The following is a 25,941-nucleotide window of genomic DNA, read 5'->3' on the forward strand; positions in this document are numbered from 1 at the left end:
AAATTGAAGAGATGAATAAAACTGTGGAAAGGTTCAACTTCCGAGTGAATTGAATATGTATTCAGACATACACCATTCTCAGACTGAATACATATTGAACCGGTTATTTCGCTTTGACCAGAAACCGATCAAGCTGATTGGCAAATTGCTGTCGGTCGGCCTGGCTGAGTGGTGCTGGCCCACCGGTTTGAATGCCGCTGCTGCGCATGGTTTCCATAAAGTCACGCATTTGCAGACGCTGTTTGATGGTATCTTTTGAATACATCTCACCGCGGGGATTTAATGCATGCGCCCCTTTGGTAATGACTTCGTCTGCTAACGGAATATCCGCTGTAATGACCAGATCACCCGGCTCTGTCTGCTGGACAATATGATTATCCGCCACATCAAACCCAGACATCACCTGAACAGCTCGGATATGAGGTGATGCCGGAACCCGAATCGCATGGTTGGCGACCAGCGTCGTTTGCACACCAACACGGTTGGCGGCCCGGAAAATGATTTCTTTGATTACATTCGGACAAGCATCTGCATCCACCCAAATCTTCATCCAACCATACCTTTATCGTCTGTTATCAATAGAAAACACAGAGAAAAAAGCCGCCAATCAAGGCGGCTGATTCACGATTCAACTCAGCATTCAATGCCTTGTTTACGCAGATATTCATCGTAAGTGCCGTGGAAGTCGTTCACGCCTTCTTTGGTAATTTCAATGATGCGCGTTGCAATCGACGAAACAAACTGTCGGTCATGAGAAACGAACATCAGGGTTCCCCTGTAGTTTTCAAGGGCCAGGTTCAGTGACTCAATCGATTCCATATCCATGTGGTTGGTCGGTTCATCCATCAGCAGAATATTCGGTCGTTGCATGATGAGTTTACCAAACAGCATCCGGCCTTGCTCACCACCCGAAATCACGCGTACAGATTTCTTAATGTCGTGCTGAGAGAACAGCATCCGGCCCAGAATACCGCGAACGGTTTGTTCATCATCGCCTTCTTTCTTCCACTGGCTCATCCAGTCCAGCAGATTCATGTCTGTCTCAAAATCATCAGAATGATCCTGAGCATAGAAGCCGATGTTGGCGTTTTCAGACCATTTCACCAGACCAGACATCGGTGCCATTGCACCGGCCAGCGTGTTCAGGAAAGTGGATTTACCAATCCCGTTTTCACCGATAATGGCAATGCGCTCACCCACTTCCACCATCAGATTCACGCCATTGATCAGGATATTGTCGCCATAGCCCTGTTTCAGTCCTTCCACTTCCAGTGCATTACGGAACAGTTCTTTTTCCTGCTCGAAACGGATGAACGGGTTCTGACGGCTGGAGGCTTTTACTTCTTCCAGCTGAATCTTATCGATTTGTTTCTGACGAGAAGTCGCCTGCTTCGCTTTCGAGGCATTCGCAGAGAAACGGCTCACAAAGGAGTTCAGTTCTGCAATCTGGGCTTTCTTCTTCGCGTTATCAGCCAGCAGACGATCCCGCGCCTGAGTCGCTGCGGTCATGTACTCATCGTAGTTCCCTGGGAACATCCGCAGCTCACCGTAATCCAGATCAGCCATATGCGTACACACCATGTTCAGGAAGTGACGGTCGTGCGAAATGATGATCATGGTGCAGTTGCGCTGCATCAGCACCTGCTCCAACCAACGAATGGTGTTAATGTCCAGGTTGTTCGTTGGTTCGTCGAGCAGCATAATCTCTGGCTCAGCAAACAGAACCTGCGCCAGCAGAACACGAACTTTCAGACCCGGCGCAACTTCGCTCATCAAGCCAAAGTGCAGATGCTCAGGAATCCCAAGACCCAGCAGCAGTTCACCGGCGCGTGCTTCTGCAGAATAGCCGTCCATCTCGGCAAATTCTGTTTCCAAATCCGCAACGCGCATGCCGTCGTCTTCCGACATTTCAGGCAGAGCATAAATCCGATCGCGCTCGGCTTTGATTTCCCACAGCTCTTTGTGGCCCATGATCACCGTATCAACCACGGTAAACTCTTCAAACGCGAACTGATCCTGACCCAGTTTAGCCATACGCTCATTGGGATCTTTATTGACCACACCAGCAGAAGGCTCCAGCTCTCCACTCAGGATTTTCATGAAAGTCGACTTACCGCAACCGTTGGCACCGATCAGGCCATAACGGTTTCCTTCGCCGAACTTAACGGAGATGTTTTCAAACAGTGGCTTATCGCCAAACTGCATGGTGATGTTGGCTGTTGTGATCAAAATAAGTTCCTACAACATTGAAACAGACATGAAAAAAGCTGCCGATGACTGCTGGCAGCTTTTTGTTGAATTTGGCAGCATTCTACCAGACGACGTGAGTTTTATCACGCTTTGTCTCGGTCAGCCTTCGCCAAGCATTATCTGGGACAGAAAGATAATTTTCGTGAAACTCGGAAAAATCACGCTACCGGCGACTTTCGCCGGAACTTTGGAACTGAATGACGAAAAAACAGGCAGGCAAACGTTTCAATTTCAAGCTGACCACACTCCCGGCCCCTCTTGACCTGCATTTGGCACAGTTGCCCTCAATTTTTTTGTAAAAATACCAACGAATGACAGGAATTGAAGTCAAACCTGAAAATTATCTTGTTTTATTACAAACAACCTAATAATCCGCATGAAATAAGTAATTTTTGGGATCACAGTTTTATCAGTATATTTATCTGCGTTAATGATAGAGATCACAAGTTACAAAAGATCAAGATCACAAATACAAGTGATTAATTTTACTAGGATAAAAACAACCTGACCGTTACAATCCCTGCCCATAAAAACGATAACAGTTCACAGGATAAATGCCTGTTTTTCTTCCCTATATGTGAAAGGTCCTAAGTAAAGATGAGTCCGGAAAAATACCTCCTCGACTGGCAAACCAGTCAAACCAATGCTGAATCCATCTCACCAATTCTTGGCCAGCTATATCGACAAAAAGGCGTCGAAGTGCTGTTGTTCGGTCGTCAGGTTGTCAATGCGTCTGTCATTGAACTGATTAAAGCCCACCGCATCGGCAAACGTTACACTGAAACAGAAATCTCTCCTTCTCTCACCCTGCCGATTATCGAAAAGCTGAACCAGCTGGACCTGTCCCCCTGCCGGATTGATGTAGGCCAACTGGCAAGCACTTACTGGAAAGATCATCAGGATGACAGTGCGCTGGATGATTTCCTGCAAACCGCACTGGCTGACTCACTGAGCAGCACCGATTCTCTGCAGACCCGCGATGTTGTCCTGTACGGTTTTGGCCGGATCGGCCGCCTGCTGGCACGTCTGCTGATTGAAAAAAGCGGTGCCGGTTATCCGCTGCGTCTGCGTGCCATTGTGGTTCGTGGCGGAAAACACGGCGATTTAGAAAAACGTGCCAGCCTGCTGCGCCGCGACTCTGTGCACGGTCAGTTCAACGGCAGCATCATCGTTGATGAAGAGCGCAAGGCGATCATTGTCAACGGAAACTACATTCAAGTGATCTACGCGAACAGCCCGGCTGAAGTGGATTACACCACTCACGGTATTCACAATGCGCTGATTGTTGATAACACAGGGATCTGGCGTGACACCGATGGCCTGAGCCAGCACCTGAAATGTCCGGGCGCTGCAAAAGTGCTGCTGACCGCACCAGGCAAAGGCGACATCAAAAACGTGGTCTTCGGTGTGAATGAAACCGATATCCTGAGCGAAGATACAATTATCTCTGCAGCCAGCTGTACCACCAATGCGATTACGCCCGTCCTGAAAGCTGTGAATGATCAATACGGGGTTCTGAACGGCCATATCGAAACCGTTCACTCTTACACCAACGACCAGAACCTGATCGACAATTTCCATTCAGGCGAACGTCGTGGCCGCTCTGCCTCACTGAACATGGTTCTGACTTCAACCGGTGCAGCAAAAGCTGTGGCGAAAGCTTTGCCAGAACTGGCGGGTAAACTGACGGGCAATGCCATTCGTGTTCCGACACCGAATGTGTCGATGGCTGTGGCGAACCTGAACCTGAATACGGATGTGTCTGCAGAAGAACTGAACACTTACCTGCGCAACATTGCGCTGAATTCAGCGCTGTCTGGCCAGATTGATTACACGCAATCGACTGAAATTGTCTCCAGTGACATCGTTGGCTCTCGTCATGCGGGTGTTGTCGATGGTGCCGCGACCATTGCTCAGGACAAACGTTGCGTACTGTATATCTGGTACGACAATGAATTCGGCTACAGCTGCCAGGTTGTTCACTGTATGGAACAAATGATGGGTGTGCGTTATCAGACCTTCCCGGCATTGAAGTAATTCCGACTCCACAACAATAATAACTATTTCTCTTGCTGAACTTTCGCCGCCCGAGTTAACTCAGGCGGCTTTTTTATTGACCGGACATTAAAAGCTAATCGACAGCTTTTCAATATCCGCTTCGCCGCTCACGCCTGAGTAATCTGTCGTATTGTCATCAATACTTGAATTACTGCCCTGGAAGTAAGTTCCACCATCAGGCACTTCATCGTAACTGACCGTTGATGCCGGAGAAGTACTCTGATCAGCAAGGCCAACAATGGCATTGACCGGTGTTGTCTGATTAATTTGCCCTAACGCTTGCTCGAAGGCTGTATACACAGCATCAGAGCCATTCAGATCACCATTCACTGAGCGCTGTGGGTTCAGTACCAGATCAAACGTTAAGGTTGTTTTGCTCATTGCATCGGTTTGCGCAATGGTCCCCACCTGAGTGACACCTAAATGTGTAATGCGCCCGCCTTCAGATTTAAAAGAAGTCGCTTCATCAAATACCACGGTATTTCCACCGTCCTGAACAAAAATATAGTAAAGGTTTGAGGTTGCATTGGTCCACCCGGAACCCATACGTTTCAGTCTGACTTGGATATCACCTTCATCGACCGATCCTGAATTATTCACATCAAAATTCACAGCAACTTCAAAAAGCTGATCAACCGGAAAATCCGCTGGCAGTTGCTCTGCGAAGTTCACCTGAATCTGCATTGGGACAGCGGTATATTCCTTCGTGGTGCCGCCGCCAGAGACCGTTGAAACCTGAGTGCTCTCTGTCGTTGTCTGACTTGAACTTGAAGAACCACCCCCGCAGGCCGATAACCCCAGCACCGAAAACATTAAGACAGCCAGTGTTGTTTTACGCATTTGTACTCCTCGTGTTACGTTTTTTATTTTATTGAAACATTTTTGTATCACTTGGGGGGGGCGGCCATTTTCAAGCGGTCACTAAAAGCATGATTTTGCAATTTGATCGATGCCACATCACTGCACACATTCACTTTGAATATCTGTCAATTTCGGGAAAAAAAGAATATGAAAAAAAACCGCCCGAATCTTTCGGGCGGTTTTTGACAGTGATCAATCGAAATGGAACTTTAGAACTTCACCTGATAGTTCAGTGTGAAGGTACGGCCCCGGCCTTTATAATCAAAGACTTCAGCAGGACCATAGCTTGAGTACCAACCTGTGGCACGTTGTCCCCAAACAGTACTGTATTCACGATCCAACAGATTCTGAATACCAAAACCCAGGCTGCCAACAGGCAACTGATAATGACCCACCAGATCCAGGACGGTATAGCCGTGAATTTCTTGGCCTTTATCATCCTTCAAATTAAACGTCGTCTGGCTTTGCAGTTTCAATGCATAGCTATCTTCAAACCATGCCAGCCACGCACCTGCTTTCGAAGAACTTGCATAGTTAATGGATTGTTTGACCCAATCATCATTCGCATTCTGCACTTCAGATTTCACCAGGTGGCCATTTACACCCGTCTGCCAGGCATCATTCAACCAGTAAGCAGCCTGACCTTCCCAACCATAGACACGCGTCTTATCATCAGAAATTTCAATATTCAGCGTTTTCTTATTGGCACCCACTTTCTTATCGGATTGTGAGTAATAAACGGCTGTCTGGATGTTCAGGTCACCGCTGTCATGACGATAACCGACTTCATAGCTGTTGGTTTTAATCCCGGACAGTCTGGAATCATCCACATTGATGCTGCCAGTCAGATTGTAATGACCATTGGCATCCGGACCTGAATAGGTGCCGACACCGTAATATTTCGCCGGGTCTGACAGGTCAAAGCCTTGCGCGAAGTTGGCCCAAATCTGATCCGTATCGGTCAGGTGGTAGATGGTGCCTAAGTTAAACAGACCGATATCATAATCTGTTTCGCCGCCAGGCACCGGATCAGCAGAAGTACCCGTACCCTGTGCAATCGCAACCTGTGTACCGCCAGCAACAAAGTCATCGACTTTATTCTGCATGTACTGGAAGCGATACCCCCCTTCCACACGCCAGTTCTCGGTGATTGCATAATCCGCCTGAATGAAGCCAGCAATGGAAGATACTTCGGTGCCCGGATAACGGCCAATCATTGATGCCTGACGATTCACCAAGCCGCCCGAGTTGTAGCTGGTTTGACGGTCAAACAGCATCTGATTGCTGTCTAGTTTGTCAACGTAACCATCCACACCATAAGTCAGCGTCAGGTTTTCCAGCGACTTGACCATCGCCGCACGCAGACTGAGCACATCCGTTTCCTGCTCAGATGCTGCTAAATAAGTGCCATAGATGAAAGGAATGAAACTCAGGGTTTCATGACGGTAAGATGCCTGAACCAGTAACTCGTGGCCCAGAAAATCCGAATGAATGTAGTCCGCATTCAGCATCCAACGTTCTGTTGAACCTTGACGATCGGACTCAAATCCGTCCCGAACTTCGATCAGGCTCTTGTCAGCAGGATTTCCGGTAATATTGTTCTTAACACCGGCCAGATCCTGGCCAAAGTAAATCCCGTACGGGCTGTCCTGCTCGCTGCTGTAGTATTGCGCCAGCAGATTGATGGTTTGCGTGTCTGTCGGCGTGATAGACAATGTACCCAATACATCAATAACTTCATTGAACTGAACAGAACCCTGTGTAATGTCCGGCACAACGATATCGCCATTCGCATCGTAATAGCCTTGGGTTTCACCATAAACGACAGAGGCACGACCTTTCACCAGCTCATTGCCACCGCTGACGGACTGAGCCAGTTTGTAATCGAAATCATCACTGCTGTTCAAGCCAGATGTGGTACTGACATAACTTTCAAACTGCAATTCAGTGCTGTCTGCTTTCTTCGTGACGATGTTAATCACACCACCCGTTGCGCCCGCACCATAAATGGACGTTGCACCGGAAAGGATTTCAACACGATCAATATTGAACGGATCGATAGAATCTAACTGACGGCTGATCAAACGGGAAGAGTTCAGAGACACGCCGTCGATCATGACCAGCATCGGACGACCACGCAGGTTTTGTCCGTAGTTAGTCCGGCCCTGACTGCTGACATCCATGGACGGTACGGCTGCGGCCAGAATCTCACCCAGACTTTTACCACCACGGTACTCTTGCTCAATCTGAGCGCTGTCGACATACCAGACTGTCCCTGGAATATCACTGATTGCTTTGGGTGCGCGGCTGGAAACCACGACCATTTTGTCTTCAGTTGTTTTGTATTCTTGAGCAAATGCTGAAGTAGAAACCAAGGTGGTTGCAGCAACGGCTGCCGCCACTGTCGTCAATTGAAACATCCCTTTTTTCACTGCCATTGTTACCACTTATTGTTTTAAGTTAACCATTAATAGAGTTTGATAATAATACTCATTTGCCACTTTATTTCCAGCATTCGTCCAAAAAAAGATCAAATTTATTGAACTTTTTTAAGGCCTTACAACCTTCATGGAGATTATAAGGCCCAGATCGACACGCTGGGTTAATCACGAAGCTTTGGCGTATTCCGTCACCAGGCTTTCTGTCACCCACTCAATCATGCCTTTATCACTTTCAAGATCAAACACAGGCTTTTGACATAACTGGTTGATAATTGTTGCACTTCGCCAAGCCATCAAGCTCAGTTGCGGTTCAGCAATCCCGTGACTGTGCATACCTGCATTCACAGCAAAGATTTTATTTTTCGCACTGCCTTTCCACTTCAGTTCAAAGTTTCCTGTCATGCCGTAACGGCCTTTCTCATCCAAGTCCAGCAAAGGCAAAATCGATTTGAGACATTGCGGATAAGGCGCACTGAAACCCGTGGCAAGAATGATGATATCGGCTTCATGCATTTCCGCTTGCTGACTCAGTGCATTTAATGCCTGAACAGCATAACTGCCAGCCCGATCTTCCAGCGAACTCATGCTCCGGTGAGGTAACAACCGCACCCACTTCTCTTCTTTCAGCACATCAAATCTGTGGTAAAGCTCGCGATAAATGCTCAGCAGAGCGGCCTGAGTGATCCCATCTGATGTCAATTTCTGAGCATCAATTTCTGCTTGTTTGACCGTGGGTTCCAGCCCCAGGAAGGTTTCCACATATTCAGGCGTGAAAAACTCATTGGTGAAGGCCGCTTCATCCAATGGCTGGAAATTGGCACGGCGAGACAACCAGTCCAGACTTTTCACCTTGCCCCATTTCCCGTTCAGCAAATTCAGGAAAATATCTGCACCACTTTGTCCACCGCCGACAACCATGACGCGCTTCCCAGTGAAGTCACGGTCGCGCAGCCCCATTTCGGCCGCGTGGAATACTTTGTCACTGATATGGGGTTTCGCACATTCAGGAATTGAAGGCACCTTGCCAGTTCCGATACACAGGTTTTTCGCCAGATACGAACCCTGGTTGGTCTGAATTTCAAAGGCATCACCTGTATATTCAATCTGCTCAACACGCGTGGCAAACTGCACATTAGAGAGCTGGTGTGCCGTCCAGGCTAAGTAATCGGAGAACTCATGGCGGCTGATACAGCCAAGCTCTGCAGATAAGAATCGATAAAACTTCTTCTGATCAACCAGATATGAAAGGAAAGAATACGGGTTTTGCGGATCAACGGCCGTCACCAGATCTTTCAGAAACATGGTTTGCATGTTGGTGTTATCTAACAATAACCCCGGATGCCAGGAGAAAGATTCCCGGCCTTCAAAGAAGCAACTATTCAGTTCGGTTTTCGTGTCCAGAAGGGCCGCAACACTCAAATTAAACGGGCCAACGCCAACACCAGCCAAATCCAGACATTCTTTGTGGTTGTTCTTTTCCATGATGATTTCCTTATTTTTCTTGAGCCAAAACGAGCGGGTTGTCGAGCATGTCATCCATATCCGGTAACATTCGGGATGCACTGCTGTCTGTACTGTGGCGGAATTTCGCCAGATTTAAGCCAAGGCGCAAAATTCGCGGCTTAAACAAATCCAAACGCTCAAACCTGTCAGCAAGTTCAGGATGTTGTTCCATGTGATGCTGAATCCGGTTGCCCAGCAATCGATAAAAGTGGTGTTCCGGATACCCTAGCTTTTCCAGAAGTGGAGAGATGAAGCGCAGCACCGTCACAAAATGTCCGGTCTGCAAATCATGAATGATCAGTTCTTCCGGCAGACGAACTGTGGCTGCTTTCACCGCTGGATGCAGCGAAGCTTGCTCCGGCAATTCACGCTCAACCAAACGCATATCACCCTGAAAGTCTTTCAGTAAAATACGTTTCGGCGCGTGATTCTCCATCACGATGGTGATGTTCTGACCATGCGCAATGAGGGACACACCGTACTTGGTCAGTAAGTGGTAAAACGGTATCACCACAGCATCAAATAACCGGGTCAGCCATGCATCCGTCGTGAGTCCAGACGCGGCAATGTACTCGCCAATCAGGGGATGTCCCTGGCCGTCAGATTCCATCAGCGCTGCCATCAGGATGGCGGTTTCATTGTCTTTCAGTTTCGATGCCAGCGATTCCCGCCAGATCACACCTAACAGCTCATGATAACGATACGGCGCTTTTTCCAGACGCTGATAATCCGCTTGTGCTGCATAAGCCGCAGCTGGCTCCTGCAAGACTTCAGCACCTTTTCCGCTCAGCAGCGGATCCGTTTGAAAAATCTGATCAATCCAATCTGATGCCATCGGACCGGCCAGAATGTAACGCCCTGGAATTCCCCGATAACAGGAGGTGTTCATAATGGTCAGCGGCAGCTTGATGTCGTAGCCCTGCGGCCGCGACACATTGCTCAGCGTTCGGATCGAGAGCTGTGGCAGGAAATAGTCGCCGTATTCACCTAAATAAAGCAGGCTTTTCTCCGCCATTTCCCGCATAAACAGCAACGACAGCTTTTGAGACCACTGCCAGGGATGGACTGGAATGATGGTGTAATCCTGCGGTTCGATGTCAAATGCATCCAATGCACGAGCCAGCTTGCTCAGCTCAACGTCTGTCATTGCAGATTCAAGCAGCTGTTCCCAACGCGTGGTTTCATTGGTCGACTGCTGCAAAATGTCATGATGAACTGCCACCCAGCCCAGTTGAAATGCCCGCTGAGATTCCGGTGCATATAAATCTAAATCGTCCGTCCCCCAACCTCTGCGTCCTTTGTTAAACGCAAATTTTGGATGACCATCAAAATAGGTTTGCTGCAGTTCGCAGCTCAGATGCGTCAGATCCTTCGCGGTCAGGCTCTGCTTTTTCGCAGCCAGTTTACAGTCACCCAGCAAGGTCGCATTGAGATCTTCGAAATGTTCTGCCATGGCTTCATCCGGCATATTCAGTAAGAATTGAATATCCATCATGAACTGCGTGGCCAGGACGGGCTCAATGGCTGGCGTTCGGGTCACGGATTCAGGTTCAATCACCACTTGCCCCCAAATGTTTTCCTTCCCCCGAAACTGATAATGAACGTCGTTCTCCAGCTTCAGCACATAACCCGATTCAGTGACCTCAAAACGAAATGCCTGCTCATAAGCAAACTCGCTGATCATTTTGGCGACGATGGCGCGGTTCGCCTTAGGCCAGTATTGTTGAATTGCCTGTTGCATCATTACCACTGCTCCCCAAAGAATGCGTTTCGCTCAAGCATCAGCAAGGCTGAACGTTTGTGCGGGAAGTTGAACTCGTATTGCTTCTGGTAGCCCACCTCTTTGATCCGGTTAAACAAACGCTGATTATCCGCACGGGGCTCCAGCACAATCCGGGTAGTACGAATGTCATCAATAAAGAGGTAATGACTGATGGCACGCATCCAGCAGTTAAAGTACCGAGGCCCCCGGAACTGGTCTTCACCCACCAACAAGTGAATCCCGCGATCGTAAGGCTGCACATCATAATAAGGCGCAAGACGATCTTCACTCACCCAGTACGCTTCCACATAGCCAAAGGCCTCACCGTTGAACTCCCCAATTAACGGCAGAATATGGGCATCGTCCAGACGGGACTGAGCAAACTCCTGCAGCTTTTCCCGGCTCCAGGCCTGCTCCCAGAAATGAGCAACACGGGGATCGTTCATCCAGCGAACAAAGCGGTCTAAGTCTCGTTCCATCTCAAACACACGAAATGAAATGTTCACCTCAGCCTGATGGTCATCGCGCTGATAGACGGTGCCCGTCGGTTTTGCAGGACGCAACGGATGGTGCCGGTATTGAGGGTTGGACTGAACGTCAATCCGTGGAAACTGACTGGACGGCTTATGTAAATGCCAGTGCAGCGGCAACTGATAAAACATGGATTTATACAGCAGGTTGCCTTCACTCAAAGGCAACAGCGCGGCAACATGTGCGAACAGATTCTGAGGCGCGTCAATGAAGAAGCGATCACATTCCAGTTGCTGACTGAATTCATGATCCAGATCCTCAAAGAGCTGTCCGATGGCTGCCGGGTTTTGAACATCCGCCTCAGATAACGTCAGCTGAATCCGAACCCCTTCACCCTGCGCTTCCGTGATTTGAAAAGTCTTAGCATGATGCATGGAACGCCTCCTTGGCTGGGATGAATGGGTTGGCTAAATCAAAGTAAATGACGGCAGGATCCGGAATGGAGTTTTCATTGAAGTTCTGCAGGTAGCAGTAGAAGTTTCCTTTGCAGCAAAGCCCTTCGTCACTCAGCACGTAGTCCAGACAGGCTGAATCACGAACACCACTGGCTTTCAGCGCTTCCAATTGGTCACGCAGAATCGCAACCAGTGCCATTTCATCAACACCCGTGCCCGCACCGATTGCACCAATCACATTGAACGTTGAGTTAATGATCAAGTAATAAGCGAAATACCGGCGGACTTTGTCCTGATTCCAGTAATTCTCGATGTCTTGCTTGGTATCGCTCAGCGCCTCAGGGAACCGCTCAAACGCAAGATCTGTATAGCCGGTGCCCTGACAGTCCCGGTAATACATTCCGATTGGAAAGCCATCTTTCAGCTGCATGACAATGTTTTGCTGATGTGCGAGGAAAACGACGCCATGATTGGCCTGCAGATTGAACAGTGGCAGCACACAATGCTGGCAATACGCAGCAAACCAAGCTTTGGCTGCTTGCTCCAGACCAATCCGCTGACCAGCAGCATAAGCCGCAACCCGGTTTGCCAGCAGGCTGTGCCCGCCAAACGGGTTTTGTTGTGCCAGCGTCGCCAGAACAACCGCCTCTTCATCCACTTTGTCTGCCAGTGGGTTGTCACGGAACGCCACCAGCGACTCATCAATGGCTTGACCATTTTTATCGATAAGGCCCAGATAAGCCGGTTCCTGCATCAGCTGGAATCCTTCGCCCTGGCCCAGCACATCCTGAATGCCAGTGTCGGCAAACAGTTGATTCAGTCGGGTGCCACGAATCACTTCTTTCACGGAAAGGTTCCGGATTGAGTTCGTCAGTTTGACACTCAGCGAGAACTTCAGCATGTAAGGCAACGCTGGTGCATACAGCGAACGGGTTGAAGACGTCGGATACCAGTCCGACCCCGCTTCGCCCAGATCCCGAATTAATCCGGCTTCACAATAAGCGATCACATCCGGATGCTGACTGAACACCTGCCACTGCCAGGGATGCGCTGGCAGCAGTACCTGATTGTCGCTCAGTTGGGCGCGCATCTCCGCCGGAAAGGCCGTATCCGCATCAAGCAGACTGTTCATTCGTGCGGCAACCGATTGATTCGCTGAACTGCCTGAGATCACGATGGATGCATCGACAGCGAGCCAGCGCAGCGGAAAATGACCGCCGAATTCAGGGGAGAACTTTTTTGCATCTTCCAAGCTGAATTGTTCGCGGCTTTTCGGTGCCGGATGGAACGAATGGCCAATCAGCAACCCCTGTTCTGCCTGCTGAAAATTCAGAGCTTGCGTAAATAGTGTTTCACCATAAGGATTCTGACTGGCAGCAGTATAAGTATTGCGGTGACTTTCCAGAACGCGTGTTGTAAAAATGTGCTTCTGCTCATCCGTCACCAGGCCGACTAAAGCCTGCTCCGCTAGAATCAGTGTCATCACATCCTGGAACGAAATAGCTTCCGATGTCTGACCTTCCAGACACGCCGGAAAACGATACTCATGAACGCCTAACTCAGAATAATACTTGAGTGGAATGCGGATACGGCGTTCAGCCGACAGCGGAATGATGTAACTGGTTTCACCTGAAATTGTTTCAAACTGGATCGCCCGGCACTCGCGGGCAAGGGCATTAAGGAAACATGCAGCAGCCACATCATGCTGACCAGCCACTGACATCTCATTCGAATCGTTATGTATTTTCATCATTTACTCATTACATTTAACAACGATGTCAAATGCTAATGATTCTCAAAAACATAATCAATAACTTTTATGTGAATTCTCCTTTAAATTTTCAGCGTTGCTTTACACCGATGAATTCATCGCTGAGTGTGGCGCTTCAGGCATAAAAAAAGCCAGCAATTCACGCTGGCTTATCATGACAAAATGTATGGAAAAGGGATCAGATCATTTCCGCATGAGGTACAAGAAATATCCTCCCCCAATCACGGATGCCAGCAATCCCGCCGGAAATTGCCAGGGAAACCATAAATTACGTCCGATCCAATCTGCGATCACCATCAGGCAGCCCCCCAGCAGACAGGCAATGGTTAGCTGACGAAACGCAGAGTACTGGTTGAGTGAACGCGCCATATGCGGCGCCAGCAAGCCCACGAAACTCAGCGGACCAATGACAATGGTGCAGAGTGTTGTCAGCGCGGCAACCAGCAGCAATAAACACTGACGCACCCGTTTGCAGTCAATCCCGACACTGGTTGCACTCACCTCACCCAGCCCGATTAAATCAATCCACCTGCTGAGTGACAGCGTCACAACAAACAAAAGACCAACACCGACAGCCAGCAAAAGTACATCCTGCGTTGAAACCAGGTAGGTTGAACCCGACAACCAGGTCAGCAATGCTCTGACATTGTCTTGCCCGGATGTCATCGCAATCCGGAGAAAAGCATCCAGTCCGGCGCTGAGTGCAATCCCGGTTAACAAAGTTTGCGTGGGTGCGAACTTGTGTCGTTTCCCCATGAACCAAATCACACCGGTCGCAAGTAAAGCACCCGCAGTGCCCAGCAAGACTTGTTCATGCCGCTGGACAGAAATGCCCATCATTGCCCCGATCACCAGCGCGAGAGCGGCACCAGAGCTGATGCCCAAAACTTCCGGACTCGCCATGGGATTGGTTGTCACACGCTGGATGATGGTGCCAGCCAGTGCCAGTCCCACCCCTGCAAGCAAAGCAACCATGACTCTGGGGGCACGATATTCCCAGGCAGCGTCAGACAAGGTTAACGCCCAGCCCTGCTGCCCTTTGCCAAGCGTTATCGCTGCGATCACACAAAACACGGCAAACGCGGTTAAACACCAGGCTGTCTGATGAAAATCTCTTTGATGGTAAATCGGGACGGCTTCTTCCCTTGCCCGCAATTCGGACTGCATGGTTTTACGACGGAGTAACCACAATAGAAACGGTGCGCCGATCAGCGCCGTCATGGCTCCGGTGGGCAGCATTTCTCCGCCAACCCCTGAAAATGGCTGAATGAGCAGATCTGCCAGCAAAAGCATCAGGGATCCCAACACGCCGCTCACCAGAATCTGCAGATAAAGCTTTCTCATGCCCATCATTCTTGCAAGGGCTGGTGCAACGATCCCCACAAATCCAATCAAACCGACTTCACTGACCACGGCAGCCGTCATGAAGATGGCCAGGCCTAAGCACAACACTTTGATTTGTTTAACATTCACGCCCAGAGATTTCGCAACGCCTTCTCCCAACTGAAGCGATGCCAGTGGCCGCTGTAACAACATCAGCACCCCCAAAGGCAGCACCGTCATGGGCAGTAACGTCTGAACCGATGTCCAGCCATTTTGATTGAGCGATCCGGCTCCCCACACAAAAACAGAGGCCAGTTTTTGCTCATGCAGTAACAGCAGCATGGTGTTCACGGAACCAAAGAACAGACTGATCACCATCCCGGCCAGAACCATGTGCACGGGGGCAAACCCCCGCTTCGCCGACAGCAGGAAGACCAGAGCCGTCGCCAGGCAGCCGCCCAGAAATGCAGGAATAAAAGCAGAAACGTGCAAAGAAGCCGGTAACAGCAGAATGCCCAGCACCATGCCAAGTTCTGCCCCGGACGCCACGCCCAGTGTGGTCGGTGATGCAATCGGGTTACGCAGAACAAACTGCATCACGGCACCGGCAACGGCGAGAGAAAAACCACATAAAACGGCCACGCTCAATCGTGGCAGATAAGTGAGATGAACAATCAGGTGCTGATAATTGGCCGGATCATAATGAAACAGCGTTTGCCAGAGTAAAGGAAGCCCCTGTGCATAAGGCACAGTCAGATTGAGCAGATAACCCAGGACGGTCAGTAAAAGGCCACACACAAAAAACGACCGGGCAATTCCGCCCGATCGGATGAACATTCGGATAGATGAAACTTGTGACTGCATCAGTGATTCGTGAGTTGTTGAGTGATGTGATCGCTGAAACGCTGTACAGAAACCAGTCCGCCAAAAGTCCAGATTGCCGGCAATTCATACACAGCATTGTCACGGGTAAATGCCATGGCCTGCCACAAAGGCGATGCAGTCAGTTTCTGTCGCTCTTCGGCTTTCAGAGGGCCGAAAATCATGACATTACTTGACTGATGTTCCGCCATTTTTTCAATACCAGCCGTTGTAAAGCCCCAGAGATTGGTGGGTTCCTGCCAGTCATTCTTCAGCCCCATGGCCGAAATTGTATCCTGTGCCAGGGATCCCTCACTGTGAATCCGAAGGGTTTTATCATTAATAAAACGGATGAACATCAGAGGTTTATGACCCGAATCCGTAGCTTTCACAGTATCACCGTTGGTTTTTAATACGGCCATGGTGTGTTCAATCACCTGATTCGCCTGCGTTTCTTTGCCAAGTACCCGACCTAACTGACGCGTGATGCTCACGGCATTGTTCAACGGTGTTTTAGCCTTGTTGTACACCGAATAGACCAGCGTTGGCGCAATCGCACTGAGTTGCTGGTACACCGGGCTCATGTGTTCGCTGATTAAAATGACATCCGGCTTCATCTCGGCCAGCAGTTCCAGATTCGGTTCGCGACGCGAGCCCACATTCTTTGCAGCTTCTGGTAATTGTGGCTCTCCGACCCAAGCCCGGTAGCCTGCTTCATCAGCGACACCGACGGGGGTCACGCCCAGACTCAATACGGTTTCTGTCAGTGCCCAGTCCAAAGTCACGACTTTTTGGGGAATCTGAGCAATCTCAACGTCACCCAGTTCATGCTGAACGGTCATGGCCTGCGCCTGAATCGCAAAGACTGCGACAAACAATGCAATGAATTTTTTCACTGTCTTTCCCTGTTCTTGTTGTTATGGAATGTAGCTGATGGGCTGCCCCGTTTGCGGATGCTGGAAGAGAGCCAATTCCATACCGTAGATTTCTCTGAGGGTCTCCGGGGTCATTATGGCTTCAGGTGTCCCCTGCGCAATCACTTCACCGGAGTGTAAGGCAATCAGATGATCGCTGAACTTCGCCGCCATGTTGACATCATGCAACACCATGATCACGGTCAGCCCTAACGTTTGGTTCAATTCCCGGATCAAATGCAGCAATTCGTACTGATGTGCCACATCCAGTGCAGAAGTCGGCTCATCCAGCAAAATACATTTACTCTGTTGTGCCAGCAGCATCGCCACCCAAGCCCGCTGCCGCTCGCCACCAGATAACGTGGCAACAAAACGTTCTGAAAACGGCGTCAGTCCGACCCGTTCAATCGCTTCATCCACGAGGTTGTAATCTTCCTGACTGTAACGACCAAATGCCCCTTTCCAGGGATAACGACCAAAGCACACCAGTTCCCGAACTGTAACGCCATCGGTGATGGGCGGGTGTTGAGGCAAATAAGCAACATTCAGTGCAAACTTTTTACTGTCTAACTGACAGACCGGATCGCCATTCAACAACACTTGTCCGAATGAGGGCGTGTTTTGCCGGCTGAGCAGTTTCATCAGGGTTGATTTACCGCAACCGTTATGGCCCAGCAAGGTGGTCACTTTTCCGGGTTGAAATGAGAGTGAGGTCGGATGAAGAATCCGCTTTCCCTCGACGTCGAAGGCAGCGTCAATGAGTTGGTACATGAATGAGATAAACGGGTTGCACAACAGATTTGACGCACTCTACCATAGCAGGCTGTGAATGATAATAGTTTTCAGATTCAATATTTATATGTAGGATACCCGTCACCTAATTGAGTGAGAACACGAATAGTTCTCTTTTGTTTTTATGCAGGCTCGCTGCACTTTCTCTATACATTCCAATCAGGAAGGAACCATGACCCACGATGCCAGCCGTCCCTCTCATCGACTTCATCTGACACTGATCGGCCTGATCGCCGCCTTAATGGGCATCGGGCAAAACGGTTTGCTGGTCTCGCTCCCCTTTCTGGTGGAACATTCAGCGTTTGGCTTGCCCACCTGGTCGGTGGTGATTGCAATCGGCAGTTTCCTGTTCCTGCCCGCTGCGCCTTTCTGGGGCAGCTACAGTGACCGAAATGGTCCCAAAGGTGTTGTGCTGCAAGCCTTGGCAGGGATGGCGATCAGCTTCCTCCTGCTGCTGATCTTCACCGCCCTGAGTGATACATTCAGCGAACAAACCTACCTGTGGTTGACCGGATTGGTTGTCGCCCGGATTATTTACGGCTGTACCGTGGCTGGCATGGTGCCCGCCAGCCAGCATTGGGCGATTTTACTTTGTGGCAGTCAGCATCGACTGCAGGCCATTACTTCGGTCAGTATCGGGTTAAGTACAGGTCGTTTGGTTGGTCCCTTACTGGCGATGGGCGCGCTCAAACTTCACATTTACGCACCGCTGATACTGATGGTCGCATTTCCGGTCGTTGCTTTCCTTGGCGCCTGCTGGCTGCCGAAACCTGTGTTCACGCTAACAGCGCCACCAACAACACAGCAGCAACGCAAATTGCCTGATGTCTCCCTGCTGCCGTTTCTCCTGACGGGATTGCTGCTCTGTGCCGTTGTGGCTTTACTGCAATACAGTCTGTCACCTCTGATCGGTTCAATCACCACCTGGACCACAGATGAGATCAGTCAGGCCATTGGTTTACTGCTGACACTGAGCGCCGCCTTTACTTTGCTAACGCAAGTGCTGGTGATCAAAAAGAAAAAGCTTGGCATCGAATCCATGTACCGCATGGGCGGCATTGCCCTGTTGATTGGTTTTGTGCTTTTCCTCAACACGGCATTCTGGATCTTTACCCTCGCCATGGTTGCCGCTGCGATTGGCGCAGCCTTGCTGGTGCCCGCCTATACGTCCATGGCCACCCAAACCAACCCGGATCAATCGGGTAAAATCGCCGGTTTGATTTCGATGTCACACACCCTGGGTTATGGTCTGGCCTCTCTGCTGGCGAGCACCGTGGTGATTTCTCCACAACTTCCGGTGTGGGTCTGTCTCGGGTTTTCAGTTCTGGTCACCGGGATTGCCTTCACCCGGCGGAAGGAAAAAGCCGTGGTGCGTGTGGTTGAGGAGCAGTGATATCAAACAGTGAATGACGGTAGTTTTTATTTTCAGAAACACATAAGCCCGCAAATGCGGGCTTATTTATGAAAAATTATGAATTACTATTAGTCGAAGCTGATTGTTACTCGCTCGATATCAGAATAATTAAAGCCACCTTTATAATCATCTTTTGAATCGGAGATATCATTCGATGATAATTGTATAAAACCTGTTCCACCACTATCACTCAAATAGTCTTCATTTTTCTCTCCCAGCTTGTCACTGTTATATCCAACCCCAAGATTAAATAACGATGAAGCTTTAGCTTTCTCAATTTTATCCAAATAACCACTTAGCACTGGATCAGGTCGACCGCTTTCCATTCCGATACTAACTTCAGTGTCAGACTCAGATTTTTTTGCAAGCTCTGGCTCAGGAAGAACATTAACATTTATTACTGTTTTACCATTTAATCTTTCAATTCTAGCCGTACCAAAACTGTCTACTTTAAATTTGTAACCTAAAGTAGAATACTTATCTTTTATTGACCCAAATCCTTCTCCAAAGCTAATACTTGGCTCTCCGTTAGTAAATAACACCCGCATCCTAAAGTCTTCACTCTCTTCATATGTTCCTGAGTTATCAATATCAAAAGAAAAAGAAACTTCCAACTTTTGATCATCAGTCAACAATGCCGGGACTTGATTATAGAGCTCCACCTGAATATTCAACCCTTCCGGTTGAACCACTTCCTCAGTCACACTTTCTTTCACGGCCTCTTCAACCGCTTTTTTATCATCGTCGTTCCAGTCACAACCAAATAAGCCCAGCGATGCCAGCATCACAACGGATAGTTTCTTTTTAAACATCTTTCTCTCTCAACATGCAATATGGAATGAAATCAACAGGTTCCTCCCTGTTGATGCACATAGGGTTTCACTGAGCGAATTGCATATCAATATAGTGCTTTTACTCTATGCATAAGGATCACACTGCTTAGACAACAAGTGTGATATTGAGGGAGCGCTAAGATGATAGGTAACTGATAAAAATGAAACAATGATTAATAACCGAACTACTTCAGTGATGTTTTATACAGCAATAACGCGTACTCATTGAGTTTTAAATGCATGACTTATCATTTGGCAACCCATAGAAACACATGACTACACCAGCACCATGATGCGTCATTCCGAACAGACGAGATCCAAATGAAGTGCTCAAACTTCGAAGTAATATACCTAAACTCGCTTTCGCAGTAAGGTCGATAATTTGTATTTCTAGAAACACATAAGCCCGCAAATGCGGGCTTATTTTTATCAATAAATATCAATTAAAACTAAAAGAAACTCGTTTAATGTCAGCATAGTTTTCGATTCCTTCGTAATCATCTTTTGCATCAAATATATCTGAATTATCACCCTGATACATAATGTCTACACTCTCAGTAATGGAGTCAAAACTTTCAACACCAGGTTCTGATGATGTATTATAATCAACAAATGCCGATACTGGAGTTTGATTGTTAACGCTCTTTAACAACTGAGTATACTTTGCAAACATTGGGTCAGTTGATTCCAAAATACCCGGTTCTGAATTTACACTCTCTATCAATTTTGGCTCAGGTAAAATATTTATCGCTACTACAGACTTTCCATCAACTATTTTTAGTTCTGCAGAGCCAACATCAGCAACTACATATCTGGTCCCAGGTACATTAATATCTGAGAGATGCTCTGAGTCACCAACAACTATTCTGGGTTCCTCATTCGAAAATATTGCTTGTACAATTAAATCATTTTCTTCTTCTATTTTTCCTGAATTATCAATATCAAATGCAAAGCCAACCTTAAATTTTTGCTGATCATTCAATGGCAGAGGTAATTCATTGTAAAAATCCACCTGAACATTCAACCCTTCCGGCTTAACCACCTCCTCGGTCACATTGTCTTTCACGGCTTCTTCAACCGCTTTTTTATCGTCGTCGTTCCAGTCGCAACCAAATAAGCCCAGCGATGCCAGCATCACAACGGATAATTTCTTTTTAAACATCTTTCTCTCTCAATATGCAATATGGAATGAAATCAACAGGTTCCTCCCTGTTGATGCACATAGGGTTTCACTGAGCGAATTGCATATCAATATAGTGCTTTTACTCTATGCATAAGGATCACACTGCTTAGACAACAAGTGTGATATTGAGGGAATAAAGATCAAGCAACTCATTGAAACAAAAGGATTAATTGATGAATAAACGAACGCAAATTTCCGCCTGTGCCCTATAACCCCCTCCTAGCCTCCCCCCTTCAAAAGGGGGAGGAACAGAAAGCGTTTGCTGTGGGCACAGATGTAAAAAGCCCGCGACTGGCGCGGGCTTCAACATTATTTTGACTCAATCTGAGAGACTATTATTTCTTACCCAGATGCAGCCAGGTCTCAACCACGGTATCCGGGTTCAGAGAAACAGAGTCAATGCCCTGCTCCATCAGCCAGTCGGCCAGGTCGTCATGGTCGGATGGCCCCTGACCACAGATGCCGACGTACTTCCCGGCTTTACGCGCTGCTTTAATGGCCATCGACAGCATGGCTTTCACCGCTTCGTTGCGCTCATCAAACATATGGGCGATTTCACCGGAGTCACGGTCCAGACCCAGTGTCAGCTGTGTCATGTCGTTTGAGCCAATCGAGAAGCCATCAAAGTACTTCAGGAACTCTTCCGCCAGAATGGCATTCGATGGCAGCTCACACATCATGATAACTTTCAGACCATTCTCGCCGCGACGCAGGTCGAATTTCGCCAGCAGATCAATCACAGATGCCGCTTCACTCACGGTACGCACGAACGGGATCATGATTTCGACGTTGCGCAGACCCATGGTGTTCCGCACCCGTTTAATGGCTTCACATTCCAGTGCAAAACAATCCTGGAACTGAGGCGACACGTAACGGGACGCGCCACGGAAACCAATCATCGGGTTTTCTTCAACCGGTTCGAAGTTCACGCCACCAACCAGATTGCGGTATTCGTTCGATTTGAAATCTGACATCCGGACAATCACACGCTTCGGCCAGAATGCCGCAGCCAGCGTTGAGATCCCTTCAGTCAGCTTCTGAATGTAGAACTCAACCGGATCCGAGTAACCCGCGATGCGACGGTCGATTTCGGCTTTCAGCTCATCCGATTGCGCATCGTAATTCAGCAGTGCTTTCGGGTGAATACCGATCATCTTGTTGATGATGAATTCCAGACGCGCCAGACCAACCCCTTCGTTCGGAATACAAGCGAAGTCGAAGGCACGATCCGGATTGCCCACGTTCATCATCACTTTCAGCGGCAGTTCAGGCAGGTTATCGACTTCTGAACGACGGATTTCGAAATCCAGTTCGCCTTCGTAGATGTAGCCCGTTTCGCCCTGCGCACAGGAAACCGTCACGGTCTGACCATCCTGCAGCAGAGCGGTCGCATTGCCGCAGCCCACAACAGCAGGAATGCCCAGCTCGCGCGCGATAATCGCAGCGTGACAGGTCCGGCCGCCACGGTTAGTGACGATGGCTGCTGCTTTCTTCATCACAGGTTCCCAATCCGGATCTGTCATGTCGGCCACCAGCACATCACCCGCCTGCACCTGATCCATCTCATCCAGATGGTTCACGACACGGACCACACCCGTGCCAATGCGCTGACCAATTGCACGGCCTTCGACCAGAGATTTACCCTGACCGTTCAGATGGAAACGCTCCATCACTTTGGCATCATCACGGGAACGCACCGTTTCCGGGCGTGCCTGAACAATCAGCAGCTCGCCAGTGATGCCATCTTTCGCCCACTCGATGTCCATCGGACGACCGTAGTGTTTTTCGATGATCATGGCTTGCTTCGCCAGCGATTCGATTTCGTCGTCGGTCAGTGAGAAGCTGTTTTGTTCTTCAGGCGTCGTTTCCTGAATGACCACCTGAGTCCCCAGTTCCTTGCCTTCGCCGTAGACCATTTTCTGCATCTTCGAGCCAAGCGTACGACGTACGACAGACGGGTTACCCGCGACCAGCGTTGGTTTGTGAACATAGAATTCATCCGGGTTAACAGCACCCTGAACCACCATTTCGCCCAAGCCAACAGACGAGGTGATGAAAACAACCTGATCAAAACCAGATTCAGTATCCAGCGTGAACATCACACCAGAAGCGGCTTTATCGGAGCGCACCATGCGCTGAATCCCGGCAGACAGCGCCACACCTTTGTGGTCGAAGCCCTGATGCACACGGTAAGAAATCGCACGGTCGTTGAAAAGCGAGGCAAAAACGTGTTTCACCGCTTCGATGACAGCATCGATGCCACGCACGTTCAGGAAAGTTTCCTGCTGACCTGCGAAAGAGGCATCCGGTAAGTCTTCCGCTGTTGCAGAAGAGCGGACCGCGACAGACAACATGTCGTCGCCTTCACCCAGTTCCACATAGCAGCGACGAATCTCCTGCTCCAGATCAGCTGGCAGTGGTGCTTCGTACACCCATTTACGAATGGTGTCACCAGCCTGCTTCAGCGCGTTCACATCCTCTACATCCAGCTTATCCAGCAGATCGTAAATCCGATCATTCAGCTGATTGGCTTCCAGGAATTGGTTGAATGCATAAGATGTTGTTGCGTATCCATTCGGTACTTTCACGCCAGCATTCGCGAGGTTGGCGACCATTTCGCCCAGCGATGCGTTCTTACCACCTACTTTATCGACATCGTTCATTGATAAAGCGTCATACCAAACAACATTCTGTTGCACGGGAAGTCTCCTTGTATTGGATCAGCTGTATTGTGTGGGCAAACTCTCAACGAAAACGATTGCTTTGGCATTCAAAAAAAACTTGCGTCAGAATCGAGTCCGCTCAAGACAAACTGCTGGCAAAACCTTGCTCAGCAGAACACTTACCCTGTAGGGTTATAGTTATAAATTGATTGATGGCCCCAATCGTTACAGGAACATTTAAAGGACTCAACTTATTATGCGGCGCAAATCTGATTTTCGTGATGTATTTTACGTTTCTGACGGTACAGCGATTACTTCTGAAACACTTGGACATGCTGTTCTGGGTCAGTTCGACCTGGAGATCCGTCAGACCACACTGCCTTTTGTTGAGTCTGTCGAACGCGCACAGCAGGTGAAAGACAAAATTGACGCGGCTTATCAGGCATCCGGGATCGAACCGCTGGTTTTTTACTCTATTGTGCTGCCGGAAGTAAAAGCGATCATCAACCAGAGCCAGGCAAAACTTTACGATGTCCTGAATGCATTGGTGCAGCCGCTCAGTGAAGATCTCAACATGACCCCCAATGCGATGCTTGGCCGCTCTCACAGCATCAGCCGCGACGCCGCCAGCTATCAGGACCGCATCGCTGCCATTGAATACACACTGGCCCACGACGATGGAATCTCCCTGAATAATCTGGATAAAGCAGATATTATTCTGCTTGGCGTTTCCCGTTGCGGTAAAACACCCACCAGCCTGTATCTGGCAATGCAATTTGGGATTCGCGCCGTCAACTACCCTTTCATCGCAGATGACATGACCAGCCTGAAGCTGCCCAAAGAAATTGAACCCTACCGCTACAAAACTTACGGCCTGACGATTGATACCGAGCGACTGGTGACGATCAGAAACGAGCGCTATGCCAACAGCCAGTACGCCAGCGAAGGACAATGTGAAAGCGAACTGTCGAAGGTCGAAGCCATGTTCCGGCGTGAAGCGATTCCCTATCTGAACACCACATCCCTGTCGGTCGAAGAAATTTCAACCCGCCTGTTAGATATCAGCGGGCTGAAACGGAAAATGTGTTAATAAAATTATATTGATAATGTTATAAAATTAACCAAGCCATAGTTCGTTGCTATGGCTTTTTCTTTCACGCTTCCCGGCTTGTCACACCACGGGATCCCCGTGTGCACCTCATGACAAACGGCCTGCCATCTCACTGTCTCAATGATGAGAGTCAAAAAAGCTCATAATTTGAACTAATTAATGAAAACTTTTCTGACATGCCCGGATTCATCAAAAAAGCGCCACACCTTGAAATATGCTTACTGAGAAAGGAATAAATTAATCCCATCGAGGTAGCAGATGAACAAGCCTTTTTGGTTTTTGACATTGAGTGTTGGGGTTGCGCTGACACTTCAGGCCTGCGGCGGAGGCTCCGGGGGTTCAGATTCCGGCAACGGAACGGATGGCAGTAATCTTCTGGATCGGCAAGCACGCCTGACCTTCGTGAACACCGCACGTGAGCCCGTGGATGTGTTTGTCACAAATGGTGAAAACGCATCAAATTCCGCCCTGTTCCAGCAAGGCAATCTGAAAAGCGGCAACCTGGCCGACAGTACTCACCGCGAATATACGCACCGCTGGGGGAACAATTCAGCGCTGTCCGTCACCATTGGGATCTGGGACAGTAAATATCAGCTGGAAGAAGAACCCGCACTCACCAATACCCTGCTGAATAACGGGGAAGACTGGTGGACTGTCGTGTGGCTGGATGGTGAAACCACCAACAGTTTCCGGGTCACAACGATTCGCCGCGAAGACGATGACAATGTGCCGGATGATCAATACCGAATCCGAGTCTTTCCGAACAAAGATATCCGCATCGATTACGAGTCGGCCACTGCGAGCGGATCGACTGAAGTCGGTGCTGGCAAGGTGTCCTCCCCGATTCTGATGGCCAGTTGTGGCGATCAGTTTGAAATCTCAGCAACGAAAGGGGAAGCAGGTAATAATCTGGACCCGATTCAACTGGATTTATGCAGCATTCCGGATCTGGAACCCGGCGATTCCTATCTGGTTATCACCAGTGATGACGACATTCTTTACGCTGTAGAAGAATGAATCAAAGGCAACCCATAACAACAACACAAACTGACGACAGCGACGGGTATAACAACATCAATGCATCACAGATGACATTGAGGCTGATAACAATAACTGGGAATATTGCGCATTCGCCAAATGGCGACACTCACTCGCACGGAGCGCCTACGTAAAATAAACCGATGATACCAATTCTGCTTCAGCTTGCGTTTTTGGGGGGAAATGGAGCAGAAAATCAGGGCAGTCATCGACAGATTCAGTAGGCAGCGGTGGCAT

The 25,941-nt window shown here is 48.9% G+C and carries 19 protein-coding genes; 5 read left to right on the top strand and 14 right to left on the bottom strand.

The window, feature by feature from the left end; translation table 11 throughout:
- Nucleotides 1–103 precede the first annotated feature (103 nt).
- Together Q4579_RS04170 and Q4579_RS04175 are read right to left on the bottom strand one after the other, a co-directional pair.
- The gene (locus tag Q4579_RS04170; protein WP_303561853.1) at nt 104–550 is read right to left on the bottom strand and encodes a YaiI/YqxD family protein; all 447 of its coding nucleotides are present in this window, start codon (nt 548–550) and stop codon (nt 104–106) included.
- 83 nt (nt 551–633) lie between these two features.
- Nucleotides 634–2,229 carry an ABC-F family ATPase gene (locus Q4579_RS04175; RefSeq protein ID WP_303561854.1) on the bottom strand — a complete coding sequence of 532 codons (1,596 nt, stop codon included), beginning with the start codon at nt 2,227–2,229 and terminating at the stop codon, nt 634–636.
- A 28-nt stretch (nt 2,230–2,257) separates the two neighbouring features.
- On the opposite strand from Q4579_RS04175, the gene Q4579_RS04180 reads away from it, so the two are divergent.
- Nucleotides 2,258–2,512: a hypothetical protein gene (locus Q4579_RS04180; RefSeq protein ID WP_303561855.1), complete on the top strand. Its 255-nt coding sequence runs from the start codon at nt 2,258–2,260 to the stop codon at nt 2,510–2,512.
- A 335-nt stretch (nt 2,513–2,847) separates the two neighbouring features.
- Nucleotides 2,848–4,287, top strand: a complete 1,440-nt coding sequence (locus tag Q4579_RS04185) for a glyceraldehyde-3-phosphate dehydrogenase (protein ID WP_303561856.1) — start codon at nt 2,848–2,850, stop codon at nt 4,285–4,287.
- An 87-nt stretch (nt 4,288–4,374) separates the two neighbouring features.
- Here Q4579_RS04185 and Q4579_RS04190 read toward each other — a convergent pair whose 3' ends face one another.
- The 9 genes from Q4579_RS04190 to Q4579_RS04230 form a co-directional block, all read right to left on the bottom strand.
- Nucleotides 4,375–5,148, bottom strand: a complete 774-nt coding sequence (locus Q4579_RS04190) for a hypothetical protein (RefSeq protein ID WP_303561859.1) — start codon at nt 5,146–5,148, stop codon at nt 4,375–4,377.
- A 230-nt stretch (nt 5,149–5,378) separates the two neighbouring features.
- Nucleotides 5,379–7,607: a TonB-dependent receptor gene (locus tag Q4579_RS04195; RefSeq protein WP_303561861.1), complete on the bottom strand. Its 2,229-nt coding sequence runs from the start codon at nt 7,605–7,607 to the stop codon at nt 5,379–5,381.
- A 168-nt stretch (nt 7,608–7,775) separates the two neighbouring features.
- Nucleotides 7,776–9,092, bottom strand: a complete 1,317-nt coding sequence (locus tag Q4579_RS04200) for a lysine N(6)-hydroxylase/L-ornithine N(5)-oxygenase family protein (RefSeq protein WP_303561863.1) — start codon at nt 9,090–9,092, stop codon at nt 7,776–7,778.
- Between the two features lie 10 nt (nt 9,093–9,102).
- Nucleotides 9,103–10,857, bottom strand: a complete 1,755-nt coding sequence (locus Q4579_RS04205) for an IucA/IucC family siderophore biosynthesis protein (RefSeq protein WP_303561865.1) — start codon at nt 10,855–10,857, stop codon at nt 9,103–9,105.
- Complete coding sequence (locus Q4579_RS04210; RefSeq protein ID WP_303561867.1) at nt 10,857–11,780, bottom strand: GNAT family N-acetyltransferase; 924 nt, start codon at nt 11,778–11,780, stop codon at nt 10,857–10,859. Before Q4579_RS04210 ends, Q4579_RS04205 begins: the two co-directional genes overlap by 1 nt.
- On the bottom strand, nt 11,767–13,551 hold the full coding sequence (locus Q4579_RS04215) for an IucA/IucC family siderophore biosynthesis protein (RefSeq protein ID WP_303561869.1): 1,785 nt from the start codon (nt 13,549–13,551) through the stop codon (nt 11,767–11,769). The genes Q4579_RS04210 and Q4579_RS04215 overlap by 14 nt, the downstream gene beginning before the upstream one ends.
- 204 nt (nt 13,552–13,755) lie before the next feature.
- Nucleotides 13,756–15,732: a Fe(3+)-hydroxamate ABC transporter permease FhuB gene (gene fhuB, locus Q4579_RS04220; protein ID WP_303562181.1), complete on the bottom strand. Its 1,977-nt coding sequence runs from the start codon at nt 15,730–15,732 to the stop codon at nt 13,756–13,758.
- Between the two features lie 26 nt (nt 15,733–15,758).
- Nucleotides 15,759–16,598: an iron-siderophore ABC transporter substrate-binding protein gene (locus Q4579_RS04225; protein ID WP_303562182.1), complete on the bottom strand. Its 840-nt coding sequence runs from the start codon at nt 16,596–16,598 to the stop codon at nt 15,759–15,761.
- Nucleotides 16,599–16,673: 75 nt separating this feature from the next.
- On the bottom strand, nt 16,674–17,441 hold the full coding sequence (locus Q4579_RS04230) for an ABC transporter ATP-binding protein (RefSeq protein ID WP_303561872.1): 768 nt from the start codon (nt 17,439–17,441) through the stop codon (nt 16,674–16,676).
- A gap of 193 nt (nt 17,442–17,634) precedes the next feature.
- On the opposite strand from Q4579_RS04230, the gene Q4579_RS04235 reads away from it, so the two are divergent.
- The gene (locus tag Q4579_RS04235) at nt 17,635–18,855 is read left to right on the top strand and encodes an MFS transporter (RefSeq protein ID WP_303561875.1); all 1,221 of its coding nucleotides are present in this window, start codon (nt 17,635–17,637) and stop codon (nt 18,853–18,855) included.
- An 89-nt stretch (nt 18,856–18,944) separates the two neighbouring features.
- Here the strand turns inward: Q4579_RS04235 and Q4579_RS04240 are convergent, their stop codons facing one another.
- The 3 genes from Q4579_RS04240 to ppsA form a co-directional block, all read right to left on the bottom strand.
- Entirely contained in the window at nt 18,945–19,688 is a 744-nt protein-coding gene (locus Q4579_RS04240; protein WP_303561878.1) for a hypothetical protein, read from the bottom strand.
- Nucleotides 19,689–20,148: 460 nt separating this feature from the next.
- Nucleotides 20,149–20,871 (bottom strand): hypothetical protein, encoded by a 723-nt coding sequence (locus tag Q4579_RS04245; RefSeq protein ID WP_303561880.1) that lies wholly within the window; start codon nt 20,869–20,871, stop codon nt 20,149–20,151.
- A gap of 356 nt (nt 20,872–21,227) precedes the next feature.
- Nucleotides 21,228–23,591, bottom strand: coding sequence for a phosphoenolpyruvate synthase (ppsA, locus tag Q4579_RS04250; protein ID WP_303561882.1), 2,364 nt, complete (start codon nt 23,589–23,591; stop codon nt 21,228–21,230).
- A gap of 220 nt (nt 23,592–23,811) precedes the next feature.
- Between ppsA and Q4579_RS04255 the strand changes: the two genes are divergently transcribed.
- Nucleotides 23,812–24,645, top strand: a complete 834-nt coding sequence (locus tag Q4579_RS04255) for a pyruvate, water dikinase regulatory protein (protein WP_303561883.1) — start codon at nt 23,812–23,814, stop codon at nt 24,643–24,645.
- Between the two features lie 279 nt (nt 24,646–24,924).
- Nucleotides 24,925–25,683 carry a hypothetical protein gene (locus Q4579_RS04260; protein WP_303561885.1) on the top strand — a complete coding sequence of 253 codons (759 nt, stop codon included), beginning with the start codon at nt 24,925–24,927 and terminating at the stop codon, nt 25,681–25,683.
- The last annotated feature ends 258 nt before the right edge of the window (nt 25,684–25,941 follow it).

This window comes from Photobacterium sp. 1_MG-2023 (assembly GCF_030547945.1).
In the GTDB taxonomy this organism is placed as follows: Bacteria; Pseudomonadota; Gammaproteobacteria; order Enterobacterales; family Vibrionaceae; genus Photobacterium.

What these genes read in the sequence shown, in the direction of transcription:
- Q4579_RS04210 (WP_303561867.1), bottom strand. Translation starts at nt 11,780, where the DNA reads ATGCATCATGCTAAGACTTTTCAAATCACGGAAGCGCAGGGTGAAGGG.
- Q4579_RS04260 (WP_303561885.1), top strand. Translation starts at nt 24,925, where the DNA reads ATGAACAAGCCTTTTTGGTTTTTGACATTGAGTGTTGGGGTTGCGCTG.
- Q4579_RS04235 (WP_303561875.1), top strand. Translation starts at nt 17,635, where the DNA reads ATGACCCACGATGCCAGCCGTCCCTCTCATCGACTTCATCTGACACTG.
- Q4579_RS04170 (WP_303561853.1), bottom strand. Translation starts at nt 550, where the DNA reads ATGAAGATTTGGGTGGATGCAGATGCTTGTCCGAATGTAATCAAAGAA.
- Q4579_RS04215 (WP_303561869.1), bottom strand. Translation starts at nt 13,551, where the DNA reads ATGAAAATACATAACGATTCGAATGAGATGTCAGTGGCTGGTCAGCAT.
- Q4579_RS04195 (WP_303561861.1), bottom strand. Translation starts at nt 7,607, where the DNA reads ATGGCAGTGAAAAAAGGGATGTTTCAATTGACGACAGTGGCGGCAGCC.
- Q4579_RS04180 (WP_303561855.1), top strand. Translation starts at nt 2,258, where the DNA reads ATGAAAAAAGCTGCCGATGACTGCTGGCAGCTTTTTGTTGAATTTGGC.
- Q4579_RS04240 (WP_303561878.1), bottom strand. Translation starts at nt 19,688, where the DNA reads ATGTTTAAAAAGAAACTATCCGTTGTGATGCTGGCATCGCTGGGCTTA.
- Q4579_RS04245 (WP_303561880.1), bottom strand. Translation starts at nt 20,871, where the DNA reads ATGTTTAAAAAGAAATTATCCGTTGTGATGCTGGCATCGCTGGGCTTA.
- Q4579_RS04205 (WP_303561865.1), bottom strand. Translation starts at nt 10,857, where the DNA reads ATGATGCAACAGGCAATTCAACAATACTGGCCTAAGGCGAACCGCGCC.
- Q4579_RS04185 (WP_303561856.1), top strand. Translation starts at nt 2,848, where the DNA reads ATGAGTCCGGAAAAATACCTCCTCGACTGGCAAACCAGTCAAACCAAT.
- Q4579_RS04200 (WP_303561863.1), bottom strand. Translation starts at nt 9,092, where the DNA reads ATGGAAAAGAACAACCACAAAGAATGTCTGGATTTGGCTGGTGTTGGC.
- Q4579_RS04190 (WP_303561859.1), bottom strand. Translation starts at nt 5,148, where the DNA reads ATGCGTAAAACAACACTGGCTGTCTTAATGTTTTCGGTGCTGGGGTTA.
- Q4579_RS04225 (WP_303562182.1), bottom strand. Translation starts at nt 16,598, where the DNA reads ATGACCGTTCAGCATGAACTGGGTGACGTTGAGATTGCTCAGATTCCC.
- Q4579_RS04230 (WP_303561872.1), bottom strand. Translation starts at nt 17,441, where the DNA reads ATGTACCAACTCATTGACGCTGCCTTCGACGTCGAGGGAAAGCGGATT.
- Q4579_RS04255 (WP_303561883.1), top strand. Translation starts at nt 23,812, where the DNA reads ATGCGGCGCAAATCTGATTTTCGTGATGTATTTTACGTTTCTGACGGT.
- fhuB (WP_303562181.1), bottom strand. Translation starts at nt 15,732, where the DNA reads ATGTTCATCCGATCGGGCGGAATTGCCCGGTCGTTTTTTGTGTGTGGC.